Annotated in this window: 21 protein-coding genes and 1 tRNA gene; 11 read left to right on the plus strand and 11 right to left on the minus strand. The window is 65.7% G+C overall.

What is annotated here, in order from left to right; translation table 11 throughout:
* Positions 1-172: 172 nt before the first annotated feature.
* Positions 173-844, minus strand: a complete 672-nt coding sequence (locus tag ABE423_RS02080) for a hypothetical protein (protein WP_346484801.1) — start codon at positions 842-844, stop codon at positions 173-175.
* Between the two features lie 38 nt (positions 845-882).
* On the opposite strand from ABE423_RS02080, the gene ABE423_RS02085 reads away from it, so the two are divergent.
* The 3 genes from ABE423_RS02085 to ABE423_RS02095 all read left to right on the plus strand — a co-directional run bounded on the left by ABE423_RS02085 (position 883) and on the right by ABE423_RS02095 (position 3154).
* Positions 883-1860, plus strand: coding sequence for a hypothetical protein (locus ABE423_RS02085; protein WP_346484803.1), 978 nt, complete (start codon positions 883-885; stop codon positions 1858-1860).
* A 138-nt stretch (positions 1861-1998) separates the two neighbouring features.
* Complete coding sequence (locus ABE423_RS02090; protein WP_346484805.1) at positions 1999-2850, plus strand: DNA adenine methylase; 852 nt, start codon at positions 1999-2001, stop codon at positions 2848-2850.
* Positions 2851-2905: 55 nt separating this feature from the next.
* Entirely contained in the window at positions 2906-3154 is a 249-nt protein-coding gene (locus ABE423_RS02095) for an AlpA family phage regulatory protein (RefSeq protein ID WP_329768906.1), read from the plus strand.
* A 42-nt stretch (positions 3155-3196) separates the two neighbouring features.
* On the opposite strand, the gene ABE423_RS02100 is transcribed toward ABE423_RS02095, so the two are convergent.
* Positions 3197-3286, minus strand: a tRNA-Ser gene (locus ABE423_RS02100).
* Positions 3287-3410: 124 nt separating this feature from the next.
* Between ABE423_RS02100 and ABE423_RS02105 the strand changes: the two genes are divergently transcribed.
* On the plus strand, positions 3411-4481 hold the full coding sequence (locus ABE423_RS02105) for a DUF4241 domain-containing protein (protein WP_346484807.1): 1071 nt from the start codon (positions 3411-3413) through the stop codon (positions 4479-4481).
* Between the two features lie 81 nt (positions 4482-4562).
* Here ABE423_RS02105 and ABE423_RS02110 read toward each other — a convergent pair whose 3' ends face one another.
* Positions 4563-5555, minus strand: coding sequence for a LysR family transcriptional regulator (locus ABE423_RS02110; protein ID WP_005410175.1), 993 nt, complete (start codon positions 5553-5555; stop codon positions 4563-4565).
* Between the two features lie 122 nt (positions 5556-5677).
* Between ABE423_RS02110 and ABE423_RS02115 the strand changes: the two genes are divergently transcribed.
* Both ABE423_RS02115 and ABE423_RS02120 read left to right on the plus strand, forming a co-directional pair.
* On the plus strand, positions 5678-6265 hold the full coding sequence (locus ABE423_RS02115; protein ID WP_032129793.1) for an NAD(P)H-dependent oxidoreductase: 588 nt from the start codon (positions 5678-5680) through the stop codon (positions 6263-6265).
* Between the two features lie 222 nt (positions 6266-6487).
* Entirely contained in the window at positions 6488-6838 is a 351-nt protein-coding gene (locus ABE423_RS02120; RefSeq protein WP_346484810.1) for a ligand-binding protein SH3, read from the plus strand.
* A gap of 216 nt (positions 6839-7054) precedes the next feature.
* On the opposite strand, the gene serS is transcribed toward ABE423_RS02120, so the two are convergent.
* Positions 7055-8335, minus strand: a complete 1281-nt coding sequence (serS, locus tag ABE423_RS02125; RefSeq protein WP_032129791.1) for a serine--tRNA ligase — start codon at positions 8333-8335, stop codon at positions 7055-7057.
* Positions 8336-8448: 113 nt separating this feature from the next.
* On the opposite strand from serS, the gene ABE423_RS02130 reads away from it, so the two are divergent.
* Together ABE423_RS02130 and ABE423_RS02135 are read left to right on the plus strand one after the other, a co-directional pair.
* The gene (locus ABE423_RS02130; RefSeq protein ID WP_049399657.1) at positions 8449-9087 is read left to right on the plus strand and encodes an energy transducer TonB; all 639 of its coding nucleotides are present in this window, start codon (positions 8449-8451) and stop codon (positions 9085-9087) included.
* A 119-nt stretch (positions 9088-9206) separates the two neighbouring features.
* Entirely contained in the window at positions 9207-9779 is a 573-nt protein-coding gene (locus ABE423_RS02135; protein ID WP_201116710.1) for an energy transducer TonB, read from the plus strand.
* Positions 9780-9975: 196 nt separating this feature from the next.
* Here the strand turns inward: ABE423_RS02135 and aroA are convergent, their stop codons facing one another.
* The 4 genes from aroA to ABE423_RS02155 all read right to left on the minus strand — a co-directional run bounded on the left by aroA (position 9976) and on the right by ABE423_RS02155 (position 14841).
* The gene (gene aroA / locus ABE423_RS02140; RefSeq protein ID WP_346484813.1) at positions 9976-11283 is read right to left on the minus strand and encodes a 3-phosphoshikimate 1-carboxyvinyltransferase; all 1308 of its coding nucleotides are present in this window, start codon (positions 11281-11283) and stop codon (positions 9976-9978) included.
* Between the two features lie 76 nt (positions 11284-11359).
* Entirely contained in the window at positions 11360-12559 is a 1200-nt protein-coding gene (gene pheA, locus ABE423_RS02145) for a prephenate dehydratase (protein WP_014037689.1), read from the minus strand.
* A 51-nt stretch (positions 12560-12610) separates the two neighbouring features.
* Positions 12611-13696: a 3-phosphoserine/phosphohydroxythreonine transaminase gene (gene serC / locus ABE423_RS02150; RefSeq protein WP_346484815.1), complete on the minus strand. Its 1086-nt coding sequence runs from the start codon at positions 13694-13696 to the stop codon at positions 12611-12613.
* A gap of 338 nt (positions 13697-14034) precedes the next feature.
* Positions 14035-14841 (minus strand): FHA domain-containing protein, encoded by an 807-nt coding sequence (locus ABE423_RS02155; protein ID WP_253144295.1) that lies wholly within the window; start codon positions 14839-14841, stop codon positions 14035-14037.
* A gap of 125 nt (positions 14842-14966) precedes the next feature.
* Between ABE423_RS02155 and ABE423_RS02160 the strand changes: the two genes are divergently transcribed.
* The 3 genes from ABE423_RS02160 to ABE423_RS02170 all read left to right on the plus strand — a co-directional run bounded on the left by ABE423_RS02160 (position 14967) and on the right by ABE423_RS02170 (position 17061).
* Positions 14967-15242, plus strand: a complete 276-nt coding sequence (locus ABE423_RS02160; protein ID WP_005417302.1) for a polyhydroxyalkanoic acid system family protein — start codon at positions 14967-14969, stop codon at positions 15240-15242.
* Between the two features lie 80 nt (positions 15243-15322).
* Positions 15323-15814 carry a phasin family protein gene (locus tag ABE423_RS02165; RefSeq protein WP_346484817.1) on the plus strand — a complete coding sequence of 164 codons (492 nt, stop codon included), beginning with the start codon at positions 15323-15325 and terminating at the stop codon, positions 15812-15814.
* 236 nt (positions 15815-16050) lie between these two features.
* Positions 16051-17061: a restriction endonuclease gene (locus tag ABE423_RS02170; RefSeq protein WP_329913643.1), complete on the plus strand. Its 1011-nt coding sequence runs from the start codon at positions 16051-16053 to the stop codon at positions 17059-17061.
* Between the two features lie 110 nt (positions 17062-17171).
* Here the strand turns inward: ABE423_RS02170 and ABE423_RS02175 are convergent, their stop codons facing one another.
* The 3 genes from ABE423_RS02175 to hutC all read right to left on the minus strand — a co-directional run bounded on the left by ABE423_RS02175 (position 17172) and on the right by hutC (position 18556).
* The gene (locus tag ABE423_RS02175; RefSeq protein WP_049399649.1) at positions 17172-17564 is read right to left on the minus strand and encodes a type II toxin-antitoxin system HicB family antitoxin; all 393 of its coding nucleotides are present in this window, start codon (positions 17562-17564) and stop codon (positions 17172-17174) included.
* Between the two features lie 13 nt (positions 17565-17577).
* A complete protein-coding gene (locus ABE423_RS02180; protein WP_223224646.1) occupies positions 17578-17754 on the minus strand; it encodes a type II toxin-antitoxin system HicA family toxin in 177 nt (58 codons plus the stop codon).
* Between the two features lie 73 nt (positions 17755-17827).
* On the minus strand, positions 17828-18556 hold the full coding sequence (gene hutC, locus ABE423_RS02185) for a histidine utilization repressor (RefSeq protein WP_049422110.1): 729 nt from the start codon (positions 18554-18556) through the stop codon (positions 17828-17830).
* Positions 18557-18568: the final 12 nt, after the last annotated feature.

The raw sequence follows: 18568 nt of genomic DNA on the forward strand, positions 1-18568 counted from the left end.
CGCGCCTGGAGCGGCCATGAAGACCTGCACCAAGTACGCAGCCCGGCCGCCGCTGTGGTTCTTCCAGTTGATTAACGGCAAGGCGCTTGCTGCATGCGAGCGGAAACCCACGCGAAAAGGCGGAGGGCATCGGACTAGTATCGATGGGCCTATCGGGTTGATTTCTTGCCAATCAATCGGCTTTTTCTGGACTCTGCATCTCTCCGAAAACAAAGCCATGAAACTCGTTTGCAAAGTCATTAGCAAATTCCGCAACTGTCATAAGCTGCAGCTCGAAGTTGTTCACCTGCGACATGGCTTGAGTTACGTAGTCACCGTCTCTCTTCGCAGAACTGAAATCACTTGCTCTGTCGACAATGCCGTGAATTCGGGCGGCGCCATCACGGACATCTCGAGCATGGCTAATCAGGTATGCAAGATCTGCCCCCAGACCTGGGGGCAGCGTGTGGATGCGGTCCTCAGCCAGTTCTGCGCTAGGCAGAAGCGGAACATCAAGATCAGCGATTGCGGCGTGCACTGCTGCTGCCCAATTGATCACACCAGACTGAAAGCCGGCTTCGCCCAACGCCTTGGTTATGCACTGCAGTCGAACAGGAAGCCTGGAGACTTCGTGCAGGAGAAGCCTGCCGATGATCCGCGCGGTTTCCTCCCTGAGAGCAACTGCCTCCCCATGCTGCTGTGCCGCGATCTTCGTCGCCTCCTCAGCTATCTCCGTTGCTCGTTTGGACGTTCGCTGTGCGATCACCGCCACGACCGTGGTTGCTACGGCGGCACCGACCCCAACCAACACCGCTGCCCAATCGGCCACGTTTCCCCAGTCTGTCGAAAGCAGGCAATTAGCCATCCTCTTACTCCCCTGTCCATGTTGGAGCCGATTCTGCCATGACCGGTACCCGCTACGACTGCCGGCAGCCGAAGCGCACCGAAGGCTTCGCCTGGGGCCGGTCCATTGACAAGGCACTGGGCGACCACATCCTCACCTACCGCCCGTTCCGCCACGACCACCGCCGTGCAATGCACATGCACGCGGAGGCCCTTCTTGCCCTTGAAAACCGTGCCGTGATCGCCGGCCAACTGCGCCGGGGGCGCCGCGTCCTGAGCGACCAGGTGGACGACATCGATATGGTGGCGCTGCGGTCAGCGGCCTCGCGCGGGGTTTGGATAGCGATCCTAGCGCTTTGGTGCCATCGCAGAAGCAGTTGGCAAGAAGCCACTCACTTCTTGGTGGAGCGCGTCAACCCAGTCTTTCAGACTACGAAAGTCGTCCTTGATGGCCGCAACCTCTATGTTCGACGCGTCAAAACGGCTACGGCAAATCGCAATGCAACTGCGTACGCGCCGGAGGCTATGTTCGATGTGAAAAAGCTGCACACGCTGCGACTCTTCGAAGACATAGCGATCAGGCACAAGAGGATTGACGGGCAAAGAATCCTCACAAACCCCAAAAAAATCTACCAGCGGCCGGAACGCTCTCTTGGAGAGAATCTTCGGCAAAAGATCAGCCTCAAAGCTGTGCACCAAGGCTTGCGCATATGTTGCCGCCTCCAAGTCCATCACCCAGCGCTGGTGCTGAGCCCTCTTTCTCTCGAACTCACCAAGCAGCCCTGCGTCTACCTCTCCCTTTCGATGAAGATAAGTCATCAGCGCAATCACGCCGGCAATGAAACCGACCACCCAAGTTCCAATCGCGGCGGATACGCTTGCATAGGCGGCAATGGCATCCCACCACACCACGCAGTCATCGACGCCCAAAGGACTGCACCGAAAAACTCCATCAACCCACTTCATTCCATGATCCCCCTGTGGACTCGCCGCCATTCTGCCATGCAGTCGCGCCGGGCGGAGAACTGCCATGGCTGACCAGCTGCTCACCGCTGCAATGGTCCACATGTTCGCCCTGGCCGGGTTCATGGCCGGCATCGCCACCTAGTGGGCGATCAGCCGCACATGCCGCACCGCGCGAAATGGGCTGCGCTGGTGGTCGCGCAGGTGCGCCGCATGATCACCCGCCCAGCATTCCGCTATCACGGCGCGAAGTTCCGGATCTCCGGGTGGGTTCACCAGCACCTGCCAGCACACCGCGCATACGTGGAGCCCTTCGGAGGTGCCGCAGGGGTGCTGCTCACGAAGTCTCGCAGCTATGCCGAGGTCTACAACGACCTGGACGGGGACGTAGTGAACTTCTTCCGCGTCCTGCAGGACACCGCGCAGCGCGAATCACTGATCGAGGCCTGCCGGCTGACGCCCTATGCCCGTGCCGAGTTCGACCATGCATGGCAACCGACGCTAGATCCGGTTGAACGGGCACGCCGCTTGGTCGTGCGTGCACAGATGGGCTTTGGGTCTGCCGGCGCGACAAAGGGAAAGACCGGATTCCGCATCGACTCCCAACGTGCCTATGGCACTGCGCAACATCTCTGGCAGAAGTTCCCCGATGGGTTGGTCGCGATCGCGGATCGCTTCAGCGGTGTCCTAATTGAGAACCGCCCGGCGATCGAAGTCATGCGGCAGCACGACGCACCGCAGACGCTCCATCACGTCGATCCCCCGTACGTGCACAGCACTCGGGTCATGCAGTCTGGGAAGGCCGGCTATTACAAGCACGAAATGACGTTTGAGGATCACCAGGAGTTACTGGAGGCCTTACTCGCACTGCGTGGAATGGTCGTAGTCAGCGGATATCGGACCGAGCTGTACGACGACTCATTGGCCGGGTGGCAACGGGTAGAGACTACGGCACGCATCGCCGCTGGTCGTGGTGGAGCGACCCGTACCGAATGCCTGTGGATCTCCCCCGCCGCCCATGATTCTGGCCACCAGCACGGGCTGCCCTTGGAAGCAATCGCATGACCACCGCCACCAAGCAGCTGCGCGCTGCGCTGGCCACGAACTGAAGGAGGACACCATGGCTACGAACAAGACGCGCGAAATCACCGTTACGGAACTGTATGCCGACCTGCAACCGATCGAGGTTGTCGCAGTGCGCACCAGCCTGGGCCACTCGTCGATCTATCGACGCATGAAAGAAGGGACGTTCCCTAAGTCGCACAAGATCGGCGCGCGTGCGGTATGGTTGAAGGAGGACATCGACCGTTTCATCGCTTCGATCACGAATCCACAGAATGTGGGTCAAAGCATGGGACGCGCGGCCTAGAAAAGAAAAAAGCCCCTGCAAACAGGGGCTTAGGAATTGCCTTGGCGGAGAGAGTGGGATTCGAACCCACGGAAGGTTTAACCCTTCGCCGGTTTTCAAGACCGGTGCCTTAAACCGCTCGGCCATCTCTCCAATCGGGTCCCGGTCGCCCGGGCAGCGGCGTATTCTCGCACGTGAAGAGCATTTGCCCAAGACCACCCTTGCCCCCGCCCTTCGCATCCGGCACGGTGGGGCCTTCACTGCAATCGGAGCCCCCATGGCCCACCTCGATCTGGCCAACCTGCGCACCACCCTGCTGGACGACACCCAGCTGGCCGCAGTGGCCCTGCACCGCACGTTCGCCGGGCACCTGCCGGTCAGCAGTGGGCATGTGGTGGTCTGCGATCCGCTGGTCCAGGCCGAGGCGCCGGCGCTGGCCGACTACACCGCCCCCCTAGGCCGGCATCCGGTCGAAATCATCGTGCACAGCGGCCGCCCGGCGCTGGCCGTGGTCTGGTTCAAGCCCCGCGAAGCCCTCACTGCGTCTGCCCTGCACTGGCAGATGGCACGCTGGACCACGCAGGACCTGACCGGCCTGGATGAGGACAGTTTCATTGGCTATCCGGTCGACGCCGGCATCGGCTGCTTCATGGATACCAACACTCAGCAGGCACTGCTGGCCCTGATCGAACAGACCGATGGCGACGAAGACAGCGAATGGTCGGATGCGCTGATCGACCATGACGGCCTGGATGAAGGCGCCGAGTACCGCCCGTGGGGCGAGGACTCTCCACACGGCCTGGTCGTATTCACCAGCGGCTGGGGCGACGGCGTCTATCCCAGCTACTGGGCGCTGGATACCTCCGGCATTCCGGTCGCCCTGGTCACCGACTTCCTGTGCATCCAGGGCGGTGATGGGCGCGACGAGCGCGAGATCGCCGACCAGGCCTATCGCGATAGCCTCCCACCCGAAGAAGCTGAAGCGCTGGCACGACTGGTTGCCGCCGTGGACCGCGACGACCCGGATGCGCTGCGAGAGCTGTTGAAGGATGCGCCACAGCGCGCCAACCAGATCGAGCCGGGCTGTGGCGGCACCGCGCTGTTCGAGGCGATCCGCCTGGACCACCCACAGGCACTGCGGTTGCTGCTGCAGGGCGGCGCGTTGCCCGCAATGCCCGAGCGCCTGCACATGAGCAAGGTGACCAGCTACTTGGATTACGCGCGCTTCCTGAAGAAGCCGCGCAGCGCGGAGCTGATGGCGGTCCTGGAAGCGCCGGTCATTGCCGAGCCCAGGCCAGCCGCACCGCCGCGGCGCAGCTTCTGGGACCGGCTGTTCGGCCGGAAGTGACCGGGGCCGGAAAGCAGCAACGCCGGGCATGGCCCGGCGCTACCGTTTCACAGATCGGCGGTGCAGTTGCGGCCAGGTGCCTCAGCCCGCATCCACTGCCAACGCGCCCAGCGCACTGGCCTTGATCCGCTCCTTGGCCTTTTCACAGGCGCCACCGCAATCCAGGCGCGAGGCCTCCAGCTGCGGCGGCAGGTGCTCGGCCAGGAAGTCGATGAACACGCGCACCGCCGGCAGCAAGCCGCGGCGCGAGGCGAACACGGCATGGCACACGCCCTGCGGCAGCGACCAGTCCGGCAGCACCACTTCCAGTTCGCCGTTGCGCACCGCATCGGCGCACACGGTTTCCGGCAGCATGGTGATGCCGAAACCGTCCTTCACCATGCTCTGCAGCAGCGGGAAGTCGAAACCGGCCACGCGCGGCTGCAGGTCGACCCGGCGCACTTCGCCTTCCGGGCCGTGCAGCTCCCAGCGCTGGCGGGCTTCGTCTTCGCTGATGCTGAGGGTGACGTGCTGGGTCAGCTCTTCAGGATCCTTCGGCCGGCCGGCGCGATCCAGGTACTTCGGGCTGGCCACCAGCAGTTCCTGCACCTGTCCGAAGCTGCGCATCACCAGGCTGCCATCGTCGTCCAGGCGCGAGCGCACGCGCAGGGCCACGTCGTAGCCTTCGTTGATGATGTCCACGCGGCGGTTGCTGATGTTCAACTGCAGGCGCACCTTCGGGTACTGCTCAAGGAACTTGGGCAGCAGCTTGGGCAGCTGCATCTGCGCCAGCGATACCGGCACGCTGGCGCGCACCACGCCGCGCGGTTCCGCGCTGAGGCGGTCCACCACTTCGCGTGCGGCCTGTGCCTCGGCCAGCATCGTCTGCGCGTGGCGGTGCACGCTGGTGCCGACATCGGTGACGGCGAAACGACGCGTGGAGCGCTGCAGCAGGCGAACGCCCAGGTCGGTTTCCAGCTGGCTGATGCGGCGGCTCAGGCGCGACTTGGGGATACCCAGTGCGCGCTCGGCGGCGGCGAATCCGCCATGGTCGACCACCATCGCGAAGTAGTACAGATCATTCAGGTCATGCATGCCCGAGTTCCATATCTAGAACAATACGTGGCATTCAACCACCTTTATCCCGCCTTTGCAACAACCTATCGTTCTCTCCGTCGGCGGCAAGTCCGCCACCTCTCCCGAACATAGGTACTGCCATGAAGCTTCTGCACATCGACGCCAGCGTGCTTGGCGACAACTCCGTCTCCCGCCACCTGACCGCCGCCGTGGTGGCCCAGTTCACGCAGCAGATCGACGGCCTGCAGGTTGATTATCGCGATCTTGACGCCAATCCGGTACCGCACCTGCGCAGCGGATCGCTTGCCAAGGCCGACGCTGCCGAAGCCGCCGATGCTGAACAGGTACTCGAGCAGTTCCTGGCGGCCGATATCGTGGTGATCGGCGCGCCGATGTACAACTTCAGCATTCCGTCCACCCTGAAGGCCTGGATCGACCGCGTGGCCGTGGCCGGGCGCACCTTCAAGTACACCGAGAACGGCCCGGTCGGCCTGGCCGGTGGCAAGCGGGTGATCATCGCCAGCAGCCGTGGCGGCATCTACACCGATTCGCCCGCGGACTTCCAGGAGCCGTTCCTGCGCCAGACGTTTGCCTTCTGGGGCATCAACGATGTCGAGTTCGTACGCGCCGAAGGCATCGCCTACTCGCCGCAGCACCGCGAAGACGCCATTGCCGGCGCACTGGCTGCGCTGCCGTCGCACGAAGCGGCCGAGGCCGCTGCTGCATAAGCGTTCCAGCGTTCGGCGCCGCTCTCTCCTCGTCTGGGCGCTGAACGCGGGCCGGGATCCCCTCCCCCATCCCGGCCCACCCTGGCGGCCCCGCTTTGCGGGGCCGTTTTTTTGTGGCGTACGGACTGAGCGCTACGTCATCCACGCATGACGTGGATCCACCGCGCGTGCGCGTGGATACGCTGCCATGCGCGACGCTCACCAGAACGTTAGGCTGGGGCCATGAATTACATCGTGACCACTGCACACCGCAGCGAATTTCCGCACCCGATCACCCTGCGCCGTGGCCAGGCGCTGGTGGTGGGCGAACGTTATGAAGGGCCCGAAGGCTGGGAAGACTGGTTCCTGTGCGAGGCAGAGGGCCAGCAGCCGGGATTCGTGCCGGCGCCGGTGATCGGCCGCGACGCGCAGGGTGGCGCATTTGCCACGGAAGACTACTGTGCGCGCGAACTGGATGTGGATCCCGGGCAGCTGCTGCGTGGCGAGCGCACGCTCAATGGCTGGGCGTGGTGCATGCCGGAGACGGGCGAACCGGGCTGGGTGCCGTTGGAGAAGCTGCGGGTTCTGGAGTGATCACGGTGGTTCATCCACGCATTGCGTGGATGTAGCCCGCATCGTAGATCCACGCCATGCGTGGATACGGTGCCATGCAAGCATGGCACCCACCATAGCCGCAGCAGTGCCATGCAAGCATGGCACCCACCAGAGCCGCAGCAGTGCCATGCAAGCATGGCACCCACCAGAGCCAGAGCAGTGCCACGCAAGCATGGCACCCACCCCATCAGGCTATCAGCCGATGGTTTCCAGGCCACCCATGTACGGGCGCAGGGCCTCCGGCACGGTGATGCTGCCGTCGGCGTTCTGGTAGTTCTCCATCACCGCGATCATCGCGCGGCCCACCGCCACGCCCGAACCGTTCAGGGTATGCGCCAGTTCCGGTTTGCCGGTGGCCGGGTTGCGCCAGCGGGCCTGCATGCGGCGGGCCTGGAAGTCACCACAGTTCGAGCACGAGGAGATCTCGCGGTAGGTCTCCTGCGACGGCAGCCAGACTTCCAGGTCGTAGGTCTTCACCGCCGAGAAGCCCATGTCGCCGGTGCACAGCAGCACCTTGCGGTACGGCAGGCCCAGCTTTTCCAGAACCACTTCGGCGCAACGGGTCATGCGCTGGTGTTCGGCGTCGCTGTCTTCCGGGCGGCTGATCGAGACCAGCTCGACCTTCTCGAACTGGTGCTGGCGGATCATGCCGCGCACGTCGCGGCCACCGCTGCCGGCCTCGGCACGGAAGCACATCGAGTGGGCGGTCATGCGCAGCGGCAGGCGTTCGGCATCGACGATCTCATCGCGCACGATGTTGGTCAGCGGTACTTCCGAGGTCGGGATCAGGTAGCGCGTGGAATCGCCCACGGCGGTCTTGAACAGGTCGTCCTCGAACTTCGGCAGCTGGCTGGTACCGCGCAGCGAGTCGGCGTTGACCAGCAGCGGCACGTTGGTTTCCTCGTAGCCGTGCTCACCGGTGTGCAGGTCGACCATGAACTGGGCCAGCGCACGGTGCAGGCGCGCGATCGGGCCACGCAGCACGGTGAAGCGCGAGCCGGACAGCTTGGCGGCGGTCTCGCCGTCCAGCCAGCCATTGCGGGCGCCCAGCTCGACGTGATCGAGCACCTTGAAGTCGAACTGGCGCGGGGTTCCCCAGCGCGCCTGTTCGACGTTGTCGTTCTCGTCGGCACCGGCCGGCACGTCATCGGCCGGCAGGTTCGGAATGCCCATCGAAATGGCATCGATCTTCTCGCGCAGCTCGTCCAGCGCCACTTCCGAAGCCTTCAGCTCGTCGGCGAAGGCGGCGACCTCGGCCATGATGGCCGAGACGTCCTCGCCCTTCGCCTTGGCCTGGCCGATGGCCTTGGAACGGCTGTTACGCAGGCTCTGCAGCTCCTGGGTCCGCACCTGGATGCGCTTGCGATCGGCCTCCAGGGACTCCAGGGCAGACACGTCGAGCTCGAAGCCGCGGCTGGTGCGCAGGCGTTCGGCGAGGTCGGCGGGCTGGTGGCGGAGCAGGGCTGGATCAAGCATGGCAGGTGTCGTGGTGGGTATCAGGGATGGGATTATCGCTTGTTATACGGATTTCTGCCGCCCGGTTCATTCCCGGCGTGGCAGAATCGGGCTATTCCGTACTGGTCCGGTCCATGTCTGCACCCCGCTCGTCGTCCGCCAAGTCGTTCACTGTGCATATCCCGCGCAACGCCCTGAAGATCGCCGGCATCGCCTTCGGCGTGGGCGTGCTGCTGTTCGTGCTGGTCTGGCTGACCGGCCGTGACAAGGAGTTCTTCCGCGCCGACCCGGCCGCACAGACCCCGCAGGAAACCGCCCAGGTCGAGCCCCTGCCGGAACCCTTGGCCGCTGCGGCCGGTTCCAGCGACATGCCTGACGCCAAGCCGGCACCGGTGGAGGAAGAAGCCCCGAAGCTGGTCGAAACCGCTCCGCCGCCACCCGCCCCGATCGCCGAGCCGGCCCCGGCCGCCCCGGGCGCTGCGCCGGCTGCGACCAGCAACAGCCAGCCGATGCCGATTGCCGGCCAGTCGCCGCCGCCGTCGTACCCCGCCGCCGCCCTGCGCGCCGGCGAAACCGGCACCGTGGTGGTACGCGTGGATGTGGATGCCACCGGCTATCCCAACAACGCCACGGTGATCCAGCGCAGTGGTTCACGCGACCTCGACCGTGCCGCCACCGACGCCGTGCGGCGCTGGCGATTCACCCCGGCACAGAGCAACGGCCAGGCCGTGCCCGGCAGCATTGAAGTGCCGTTCGACTTCAAGACGCAGTAACTGAACGCTTTCCGGCAGGCAAACTGAACCCTTCCGGTGGCGTTGACGCAGCGCTGACACTTCCCGTCCGTGGCTCGGGCAACACTTCCCACGTCGTCAGTTGACGGAAGGAGTTTGCGATGACCGCCACCACCCATGAAGACCTTCATTCGCCGCAGCTGCAGCAGGATTCCAGCGTGCAGCACAAGCCCACGTCGCCCTGGATGTGGATCGCGCTGATCGTGGCGATGTTTGCGGCCGCCCTGCTGTGGCTGCGCCATTCCAACCAGGAGGATGTGGCGCCGGCACCGGTTGGTGAGCGCATGTTGCCCGCCCCTGAGCAAGCTGCGGTGACTGATGCAGCAACACCTGCAACGCGCCAGGCTGCCCCTGCCTCCAGCCAGCGCAAGGCCGCACCGGCGATACGTAATCGCGAAGCACGCCCGCTGGCCAGCAACCGCATGCCCACCTACCCCGCTGCTGCACTGCGCAGTGGCGTGCAGGGCAGCGTGATCGCCAGCCTGAATGTTGATACCCGTGGCAATGTCGCCAACGCTGCGATCGTTTCGCGCAGCGGCGAGCGCAGCCGCGACCTGGACCGTGCGGTGCTGAACACCGTGCAGAACTGGAAGTTCCAGCCTGCGGTGCATGACGGCCGCGCAGTAGCAAGCGTGGTGCGGGTCCCGGTGGATTTCCGTACCGAGCAGCGTTGATCGCGGACGAGGGGTTCGTGATGTTTCGACGGAGGCTTCGGCCTCCGTCTTTTTATGCGGAAAGGCGTGCCGACCAAGGTCGGCACCTACCGGGTGATGTGAGCGTGCCGACCAAGGTCGGCACCTACCGGGTGATGTGAGCGTGCCAACCAAGGTTGGCACCCACCGGGTTACGTCATCCGCCGGGCGTGGCCTTTCAGGCCAGATTGAACCCGGCGCTGCGCGCCAGGCCATCGAAGTCCGGGAAGGAGGTGGCGACGTTGGCGATATCGTTGATGCGCACTTCGCCGTCACTGATCTGGCCGGCGATGGCGAAGGCCATGGCGATGCGATGGTCACCGTGGCTTTCGATGGTGCCACTGCCCAGGCGCACGCCGCCGTGCAGGGTGGCGCCGTCTTCGGTTTCATCCACCTGCATGCCCAGCGCGCGCAGGCCGGTGGCCATCGCGGCAAGGCGGTCGGATTCCTTCACCCGCAGTTCGGCGGCACCGCTCACCACGGTCTGGCCTTCGGCGGCCGCAGCGGCCACGAACAGCGCCGGGAACTCGTCAATCATGTCCGGCACCAGTGCTTCCGGAATGCGTGCGCCCTTCAACTGAGCGTAGCGCACCACCAGATCCGCCACCGGCTCACCGCCCTGCTCGGCCGGATTTTCTTCGGTGATGTCCGCCCCCATCAGGCGCAGCGCGTGCAGCAGGCCAGTGCGGCGCGGGTTCAGGCCGACCTGCTTCAGGCGCAGCTCGGAGCCCGGAATGATGCTGGCAGCCACCAGATAGAACGCAGCCGAAGAGAAGTCCGCCGGCACCACGATGTCAGTAGCGCGCAGGCGCTGGCCACCACGCAGGCGTGCCTTGCCGGGCGAGAATTCGATGTCCACGCCGAACGCGGACAGCATGCGCTCGGTGTAGTCACGGGTCGGATGCGGTTCGGTCACCTGGGTTTCGCCCTGCGCGTACAGGCCGGCCAGCAGCACCGCCGACTTGATCTGCGCGCTGGCCACCGGCGAGGCGAAGTCGATGCCGTGCAGCGATTGCCCGCCATGCACGTGCAGCGGCGGCGTCCCGTCTTCCTGGGTGTCGATCTTCGCGCCCATCTGCGACAGCGGGCCGGTCACGCGGCGCATCGGGCGGCCGGACAGCGACTCATCGCCGATCAGCGTGCAGTCGAATGCCTGGCCCGCCAGCAGACCGGCCAACAGGCGCATGCCGGTGCCCGCGTTGCCGCAGTCCAGCGGCGCATCCGGCGCCTTCAGGCCGTCGATACCGACGCCGTGCACGATGCGCTGCGACGGGCTGGGGGTTTCGATGCGCACGCCCAGCTGGCTGAAGATGCGCGCAGTGGCGCGGGTGTCCTCGCCTTCCAGGAAACCCTCGATATGCGAGGTGCCATCGGCCAGCGCGGCGAACATCACCGAGCGGTGCGAGACCGACTTGTCTCCGGGAATGGTCAGGCTGCCCTGCAGCGGCTGGCCCTTGCGGGCAATCCAGTGTTGCGCGTTGCTCATCGTTCGATCATTCCGTAAACGCCGGCAGCACCGGCGATGCATCAGGGGGCGGCAGCCGCAGCCACCGCAGCAGCACTCAGGGCACGGCCACCGGATAGGAGCCGAGCACCTTGATCTGCGCCGAGTGCGCTTCCAGTTCGGCCAGCGCGGCCTGCATCGGCGCGTCGTCGATGTGGCCGGCCAGGTCGATGAAGAAGCCGTATTCCCACTTGCCGTGGTGCGACGGACGCGACTCGATGCGGTTCATGCTGATGCCGTGGCGGGCGAACGGGCTGAGCACGTCGAACAGCGCACCGGGCTTGTCATGGATGAACACCAGCACCGACGTGCGGTCGTGGCCGGAGGTCGGGAAGATGTTGCGACCCACCACCAGGAAGCGGGTGGTGTTGTCGGCGTCGTTCTGGATCGGCTTGGTGACCACCTTCTTCAGGCCGTACACGTGGCCGGCACTCTCGCCACCGATGGCCGCCGCGTCATCGGCGTTGCGCGCACGGCGCGCACCTTCGGCATTGCTCGACACCGGAATTTTCTCGGCCTTCGGCAGGTTGGCGCGCAGCCAGGCCGAGGTCTGCATGAACGACTGCGGGTGCGCATAGATGCGCTCGATGTCCTCGATGCGGCCGCTGCGCGACATCAGGTACTGCTGCACGCGCAGTTCCACTTCGCCACAAATCTTCAGGTTGGAGGTCAGGAACATGTCCAGGGTGATCTGGATGGTGCCCTGCCCCGAATTCTCCACTGGCACCACGCCGAAATCGGCGTTGCCCGCTTCCACTTCCTGGAACACTTCTTCGATGCTGGCCATCGGCAGGCCCAGCGCCGAGCGGCCGAAGTGCTTGAGCACGGCCTGCTGGCTGAAGGTGCCTTCCGGGCCGAGGTAGCCGATCTTCAGTGGCTCCTGCTGGGCCAGGCAGGCCGACATGATCTCGCGGTAGACGTGCACCAGCAGCTCATCGCTGAGCGGGCCTTCGTTACGGTCCACCACCATGCGCAGCACCTGCGCTTCGCGCTCGGGGCGGTAGTAGTCGACGGCGGCGGCAAGCTTGCCCTTGGCCTTGCCGACCTGGTGGGCGAAGCGCGCGCGCTCGGCGATCAGGCTCTGGATGTCGCGGTCGATCTGGTCGATCTTCGAGCGCACATCGGCCAGCGCCAGCGGCGCCAGGGTGGGTGCCGGGTTCGACGCGGCCTTGGCCTTGCCCTTCGCCTTGGTGGGCGCGCTGTCCTTGGCCGGTTCGGCCTTCTTCGGCGCCTTCTTGCTGGATTTGCTGCTTGCCATCGGAGTTCCTTGTTGCGGGGCACGCACCCGACGGTGCGCGCCGTTCATTGCTCAACCGTGACGCTGCTGGAAATCGGCCATGAAGGCGACCAGCGCCTCGGCCCCGGCCAGCGGCATGGCGTTGTACAGCGAGGCGCGGATGCCCCCGACCACCTTGTGCCCCTTCAGCGCCAGCAGGCCGGCGGCCTTCGCTTCGGCGACGAAACGGGCATCAAGCTCGGCATTGGGCAGGAAGAACGGGATGTTCATCCGCGAGCGTGCCGGGTGTGCGACCTCGTTGCGGTAGAAGCCCCCGGAACCATCGATGGCGCCGTATACCAGCGCGGCCTTGGCGGCATTGCGCTTGGCGAACTCGGCCACGCCACCTTCGGCCAGCATCCACTTGAACACCAGGCCGGCCAGGTGCCAGTTCCAGGTCGGCGGGGTGTTGAGCATCGAATCGCGGGCGACATGCGAGCGGTAGTCGAAGATGTCCGCGCGCGGCTGGCCGCTGCGCTCGAGCAGATCGCGGCGGATGATCATCACCGCGATGCCGACCGGGCCCAGGTTCTTCTGCGCGCCGGCGTAGATCACGCCATAACGGCGCACATCCAGCGGTTCGCTGGCGATGGACGAGCTGAAGTCGGCGATCAGCGGGACGCCGCCGGTGTCGGGCACATCACGGAACTCGACGCCGTGGATGGTTTCGTTGGCGGTGATGTGCACGTAGGCGGCATCGGGCGACAGCTGCCAGTCGGCGCGCGGCGGCAGCGTGCGGTAACCATCGGCCTCGCTGCTGGCGGCGATGTTGACGTCGACGTAGACACCGGCCTGCTTGACCGCCGTCTTGCCCCAGTGGCCACTGACCACGTAATCGGCACGCTGGCCCGGGGCGGCGAAGTTGAGCGGGATCAGCGCCTGCTGGGTGGTGGCGCCACCGGACAGGAACAGCACCGCATAGTCTTCGGGGATATCGAGCAGGCGACGCAGGTCGGCCTCGGCCTCGGCGGCCACGGACATGAACTCCGCACCGCGATGGCTCATTTCCACGATCGAGGCACCGGTACCGTGCCAGTCCAGCATTTCCGCCTGCGCCTGGCGCAGGACCGATTCCGGCAAGGTTGCAGGGCCGGCACTGAAGTTGAACGCGCGCGTCATGTCACACCTGTGGGGCAAGATCCCTAGTATGCCGCAGTGCACCAGCCTTGCGGCCTTGTGCGGCAAGGGAAATTTGGTTTCATTGGAATCCATTGGCCAGCAGCATTGCCCCGGTAGTCGCCGACCTTGGTCGGCGTACGCCGTCAGGCGTCATGCCCGCCGAAGGAGCGTGCCGACCGAGTTCGGCACCTACCACAGCGGATCCAGCGGACTCAGACCAGGAGCAATGCCCCGGTAGTCGCCGACCTTGGTCGGCGTACGCCGTCAGGCGTCATCCCCGCCGAAGGAGCGTGCCGACCAAGGTCGGCACCTACCAGAGCGGATACGGCCGGTTCAGATCAGCGCGCGCCGAACCAGAGCAGCAGGCTGAGCACCGCCGCCAGCAGCAGCGCACTCACCAGCAGCCACGGCCAGCGCCGGACCTTGCGCGGCGCGGCCGGCATCACCGGCGCCTGCTCGGCGTCCTGGCTGGACTCGTCTTCATCCGGCAGCGGGCGCCGGCGCGGGTCATGCGGCACTTCCAGCACGAACCGGTGCTGGCCATCGAACACCACCTGGTCGCCGGCCTGCAGCCAGCAGTGGCGCACGGCCACGCCATTGACCCGTGTGCCATCGGCACTGCCCAGGTCACGCAACAGCACGCGCTCGCCGTGCACTTCCACGCGGGCGTGCTGTTCGGCGAAGGCCGGTTCATTGATCTCGATGTCAGCGTCGCCACCGCGGCCGATCAGGCGGGACCGCGACAGCGTGAAGCTGCGGCCATGGTGCAGGCCACCGACACCGCGCAGCAGGCGCTGCTGCTCATTGGTGCCGTCACCGCTGTTCGGTGCGGGGGCCTGCAGCAGGCTCTCCACCTCGCCCTGCAGGACCATTTCCACGCCGTCCACATACACCGCATCGCCCGCACGCAGCAGCGCCATGCGCCGCACCGGGCGACCGTTCACATGAATGCCGCGGATACCGTTGCCGACCTGCAGCCAGAGGCCGCGATCATCCACGCAGAACTGTGCCAGCAGCAGGGCTCCGTGGCCGGCGTCGCCGAGCCTCACACTGCCATTGGCCTGGCGCACGATGCGTTGCACCCCGGGCCGCAGCGGCTGGTCGGGCTGTTGTTGTTGGCTGAAGTGAACAAGCAGGTTCTGCACGCGGCGCAGCCTAGCAGGTTGGTCGCCAACGAAGAAGAACCCACGATGAGTGCTTGGCGCGAAGGCCCTCGATGCGCACAATGCTCGCCCTCATTAATCATCCCCGCTTTGCGCCAGGAGCCTGCATGTCCACCATCGATGTCCGCCACGCCCACGCCCTGCCCGATGCACAGGCGCGCGCCGCGATCGAACAGGTCGCCGCCAAGCTGTCCGAGCGCTTCGGCCTGAAGTCGTCCTGGACTGCCGACGTACTGAATTTCTCCGGCAGCGGCGTGGACGGTGCGATCGAACTGCAGCCGGGCGCCGTGCGCGTCACGGCCAAGCTGGGCTTCCTGCTGTCGGCGATGAAGGGCATGGTCGAAGGCGAGATCCAGCGCGTTCTGAAGGAAAAGCTGGGCTGAACCCCGGCGGCGGCCATCACGGCCGTGCAACGCCAACGCGCGCTACTCTCGGGGCAGGCCCAACTCCCACGGGAAGTGCGATGAACCACTACGAGAACGACGACCGCCGCAACGACGACGCCACTTTCGGTGACCAGGCCGAGCGCTTCTCGCGCAAGCTGAGTGACTCGGCGCAGCAGGTCTGGTTGGCCGGCCTGGGCGCTCTTGGCCGTGCACAGGCCGAAGGCAGCCGATTCTTCGACGGCCTGGTGAAGGAAGGTGAAGCCTGGGAAGCCCGCCGCCGTGAACGCAACAGCGAACAGGGCCCGGGGTGGCGCGACAACGTTGAAACGTCGCTGGACGAGGCCCGCGAGAAGGCTTCCGGTACCTGGAACAAGGTCGAAAAAGCGTTCGACGACCAGGTGCAGGGCGTACTCAAGCGCCTGCACGTGCCCACCGCCGACGAGGTGACTGCGCTGGAGGCGCGCATCGACGCACTGCAGGCACGCCTGGCCAAGCTGGAGAATCGCGACGCGTCGGGCACTGATGCACCTGCACCGGGCAGCCATCAGTCGCCAGGCAGCGTGCCCTGACCGACCATTGTTGCAATGCAATAAATTTTGATTGACAATCGCGAGCAACCCGCCAATCGCTTCGGCTGCCGTTTGTTCCCTCCCCTCACGGCTTCAGGATTGGCGGGTTTTTCGTGCCTGCGGTATTCCGAATTGCGTGCTCCATCACGCTTCCTGTCAGGAACCTCCTGACTCAGCGGCACGGCGCGACCTTTACACTGTCGCCTTCGCATTCGCCCCTTCCGCGCACCTCCTGCATGCTCCCTTGGATCCTGGCCCTGCTGTCGGCCCTGCTTACCTGTTCCCTGGCTGTTGTCTATCTGTGGTGGATCAAGCGGCGGCAAAAGGAGATGCAACTCGGCCTGCAGGCCCTGGCGGGCATGCACTGGCGCGAGTTCTCGGTACTGGTCAAGCGCATGCTGCGCGAGCAGCGCGGCCTGCGCGAACTGGATGACCCGGGCGAGGAATCCCGTGAGCCCAGCAGCGATTTCCTGCTCAGCGACGGCCCCAACAGCTGGCTGGTCTCGTGCAAGCACGGCTTGGCCTATCGCATCGGCACCGCCGCGGTGAACGAACTGGGCGCGGCCGCGCGCCTGGCCGGCGCCAAGGGCGGCGTGCTGCTGACCGAAGGCCGGATGGAACGCGACGGCCGCAGCGCCGCCGAAAAGCAGGCGGTTGAGGTGCTGGACGGCCCGCGCCTGTGGCCGTTGCTGCAGCCCTATCTACCGGCGGAAATCGAAACCCGTGTGCGCGCCAGCGCCCGCCATGAAGCCCTGCGCCGCATTGCTATAGCCACGCTCGCCGCGGTGACGCTGGGCCTGCTGGTGGGATTGAGCCTGCAAGGGCTGCATGTGCAGGACGCCCCGCCCGTTGCCGAGGTGGCGGTCGTCCCCGCGCCGGTTGCGCCTGCGGTTGAAGCGGCGCCCGAACCGGCGCCGGCCCCCGCCACCACGCCGCCGACCACGCTGCCTGCGCCGGCCACGCCCTCAACCGATGCGCGCAGCAATCCCAACCCGGATGCCGCCACGCTGGAGCGCTTCCAGGCCGATCTGTCCCGTGCCTTGGCCGGCAAACCCGGCATCGCCAGCGGTGTCTGGCTGACCCGGCAGACGCTGGCGATCAACCGTACCGGCGAGCTGGACGCGGTGTGGCCGCGGGTCTGCGAGGAAGTCCTGCACTACCCCGCCCTGCGCAACGTGCGCATCCAGCTCAACGCCCGCCCCGGCGTGGATGAGCCGGTGCGCTGGCGGCAGTGCGCAACGTATTGATTGGGATGTCCGTAGATGCGTGGGTGCCCTTGTAGAGTCGAGCCACGCTCGACTCATCGCGCATCGCGCCAACAGCAGCCGAGCATGGCTCGGCTCTACATGGCGCCTGCTCAGCCCAATGCTGCGAGATGGGCGATGTAACTGGAGCGCGATTCACCTGCCGCCCTGGCCTGCGCATCCAGCCTCGCCAGGATCCGGCGTGGCAGGCTGATATTGACCCGCTCGATGGTGTCGTCCAGCAGGGCCGGATCAATGCAGATGTACGCAAGAATCCAACGGATGTCCTTGGATGCCTCGGCGGCGATTTTCTGTGGCGCGGAAGGTGTCGGAATCGAGCGCCCGTCATCCAGGGCCGCATCAATCCAGGCGAGCGCAGCCTCCTCGGCAGCGCTGAGCGCCTCCTCAAGCGTGTCGGCCGCCGAGAAGCACCCCGGCAGATCCGGAACGACCACACCCCACGCGGTGCGCTCATCGCCTGCCTCGATCAAGACTGGATATCGCATGGGCCCTCCTACGTCAGTCCTGCGAGCTTCCGCAACGCCTGCACCAGCCTTTCCCCAGATCCTTCCTAGGGTGAGGCACGGTGATGATGTGAGGGTGCTGCGGGTGCACGAATACATGATGGGATCCGCGAATCCGGCGACAGGTCCAACCTGCCGCCTCCAGATCCCGGATGAGGTCCCTGCTCTTCATGCGGGGACGATACACATCGTACACACGCCCCGACAGAGTTCAAGGCGACAGCGTGTCCCGAGCGGGGCCGCCCCTACCTTGCCCCAGGCGCGAAGCGCGCCACCAGATCCCAGGCATCGCCGAGGAACACCTGCCGCACACGGGTGATCGGCTGTTCGCCGCGCCAGGTCAGGCGCTCGATCACCAGACAAGCGGTGCCGGGCTTCACGTCCAGCAGCTTGGCCGTGGCGGTGTCCGCGCCCCAGGCGCTGATGCGGTGCTGGGCGCGGGTCCACGACACGTTCTGCAGCAGCCAGCTGCCCGGCGCGGTGGTACTGAAGTCGACCTCCAGCACCTCGGGCACGCCCACCGGGCTGATCAGACGATGCTCCAGCGCCAGCGGGCGGCCGTCGGCCAGGTGCAGGCAGCGCATCGCCAGCAGCATTTCGCTGCCGGCCAGCTCGACTTCACCGGCATTGCCGGCATCTGCAAGGCGCAGGTCGCGCTGCAGCAGGCGATACGCGTACTGATGGCCACGCGAACCCACTTCCATCGCGATATCGGGAATCTCCAGCGCCACCTGCTCCAGGTGCGGGGGCTGCCGCGCCACGAACGAACCAGCGCGGCGGCGACGCTCGATCATGCCGCTCTCGGCCAGCGCGGTCAGCACCTTGTTCACCGTCATCCGTGAGCAGCCGTACTGCTCCATCAGCTCGTGCTCGTACGGAATACGGAAGCCCGGCGCCCACTCTCCGCTGAGGATGCGGCTTTCCAGATCGCTGCGGATACGCTGGTTGAGCGTGGCGGACTTGCTGGCCTTCACGTGATGGGATCT

The organism is Stenotrophomonas sp. TWI1409 (assembly GCF_039673015.1).
Classification (GTDB): domain Bacteria; phylum Pseudomonadota; class Gammaproteobacteria; order Xanthomonadales; family Xanthomonadaceae; genus Stenotrophomonas; species Stenotrophomonas maltophilia_A.

Coding starts and splice junctions, on each gene's coding strand:
- ABE423_RS02080 (WP_346484801.1), bottom strand. CDS start 844: ATGGCTAATTGCCTGCTTTCGACAGACTGGGGAAACGTGGCCGATTGG.
- ABE423_RS02085 (WP_346484803.1), top strand. CDS start 883: ATGACCGGTACCCGCTACGACTGCCGGCAGCCGAAGCGCACCGAAGGC.
- ABE423_RS02090 (WP_346484805.1), top strand. CDS start 1,999: ATGATCACCCGCCCAGCATTCCGCTATCACGGCGCGAAGTTCCGGATC.
- ABE423_RS02095 (WP_329768906.1), top strand. CDS start 2,906: ATGGCTACGAACAAGACGCGCGAAATCACCGTTACGGAACTGTATGCC.
- ABE423_RS02105 (WP_346484807.1), top strand. CDS start 3,411: ATGGCCCACCTCGATCTGGCCAACCTGCGCACCACCCTGCTGGACGAC.
- ABE423_RS02110 (WP_005410175.1), bottom strand. CDS start 5,555: ATGCATGACCTGAATGATCTGTACTACTTCGCGATGGTGGTCGACCAT.
- ABE423_RS02115 (WP_032129793.1), top strand. CDS start 5,678: ATGAAGCTTCTGCACATCGACGCCAGCGTGCTTGGCGACAACTCCGTC.
- ABE423_RS02120 (WP_346484810.1), top strand. CDS start 6,488: ATGAATTACATCGTGACCACTGCACACCGCAGCGAATTTCCGCACCCG.
- serS (WP_032129791.1), bottom strand. CDS start 8,335: ATGCTTGATCCAGCCCTGCTCCGCCACCAGCCCGCCGACCTCGCCGAA.
- ABE423_RS02130 (WP_049399657.1), top strand. CDS start 8,449: ATGTCTGCACCCCGCTCGTCGTCCGCCAAGTCGTTCACTGTGCATATC.
- ABE423_RS02135 (WP_201116710.1), top strand. CDS start 9,207: ATGACCGCCACCACCCATGAAGACCTTCATTCGCCGCAGCTGCAGCAG.
- aroA (WP_346484813.1), bottom strand. CDS start 11,283: ATGAGCAACGCGCAACACTGGATTGCCCGCAAGGGCCAGCCGCTGCAG.
- pheA (WP_014037689.1), bottom strand. CDS start 12,559: ATGGCAAGCAGCAAATCCAGCAAGAAGGCGCCGAAGAAGGCCGAACCG.
- serC (WP_346484815.1), bottom strand. CDS start 13,696: ATGACGCGCGCGTTCAACTTCAGTGCCGGCCCTGCAACCTTGCCGGAA.
- ABE423_RS02160 (WP_005417302.1), top strand. CDS start 14,967: ATGTCCACCATCGATGTCCGCCACGCCCACGCCCTGCCCGATGCACAG.
- ABE423_RS02165 (WP_346484817.1), top strand. CDS start 15,323: ATGAACCACTACGAGAACGACGACCGCCGCAACGACGACGCCACTTTC.
- ABE423_RS02170 (WP_329913643.1), top strand. CDS start 16,051: ATGCTCCCTTGGATCCTGGCCCTGCTGTCGGCCCTGCTTACCTGTTCC.
- ABE423_RS02175 (WP_049399649.1), bottom strand. CDS start 17,564: ATGCGATATCCAGTCTTGATCGAGGCAGGCGATGAGCGCACCGCGTGG.
- ABE423_RS02180 (WP_223224646.1), bottom strand. CDS start 17,754: ATGAAGAGCAGGGACCTCATCCGGGATCTGGAGGCGGCAGGTTGGACC.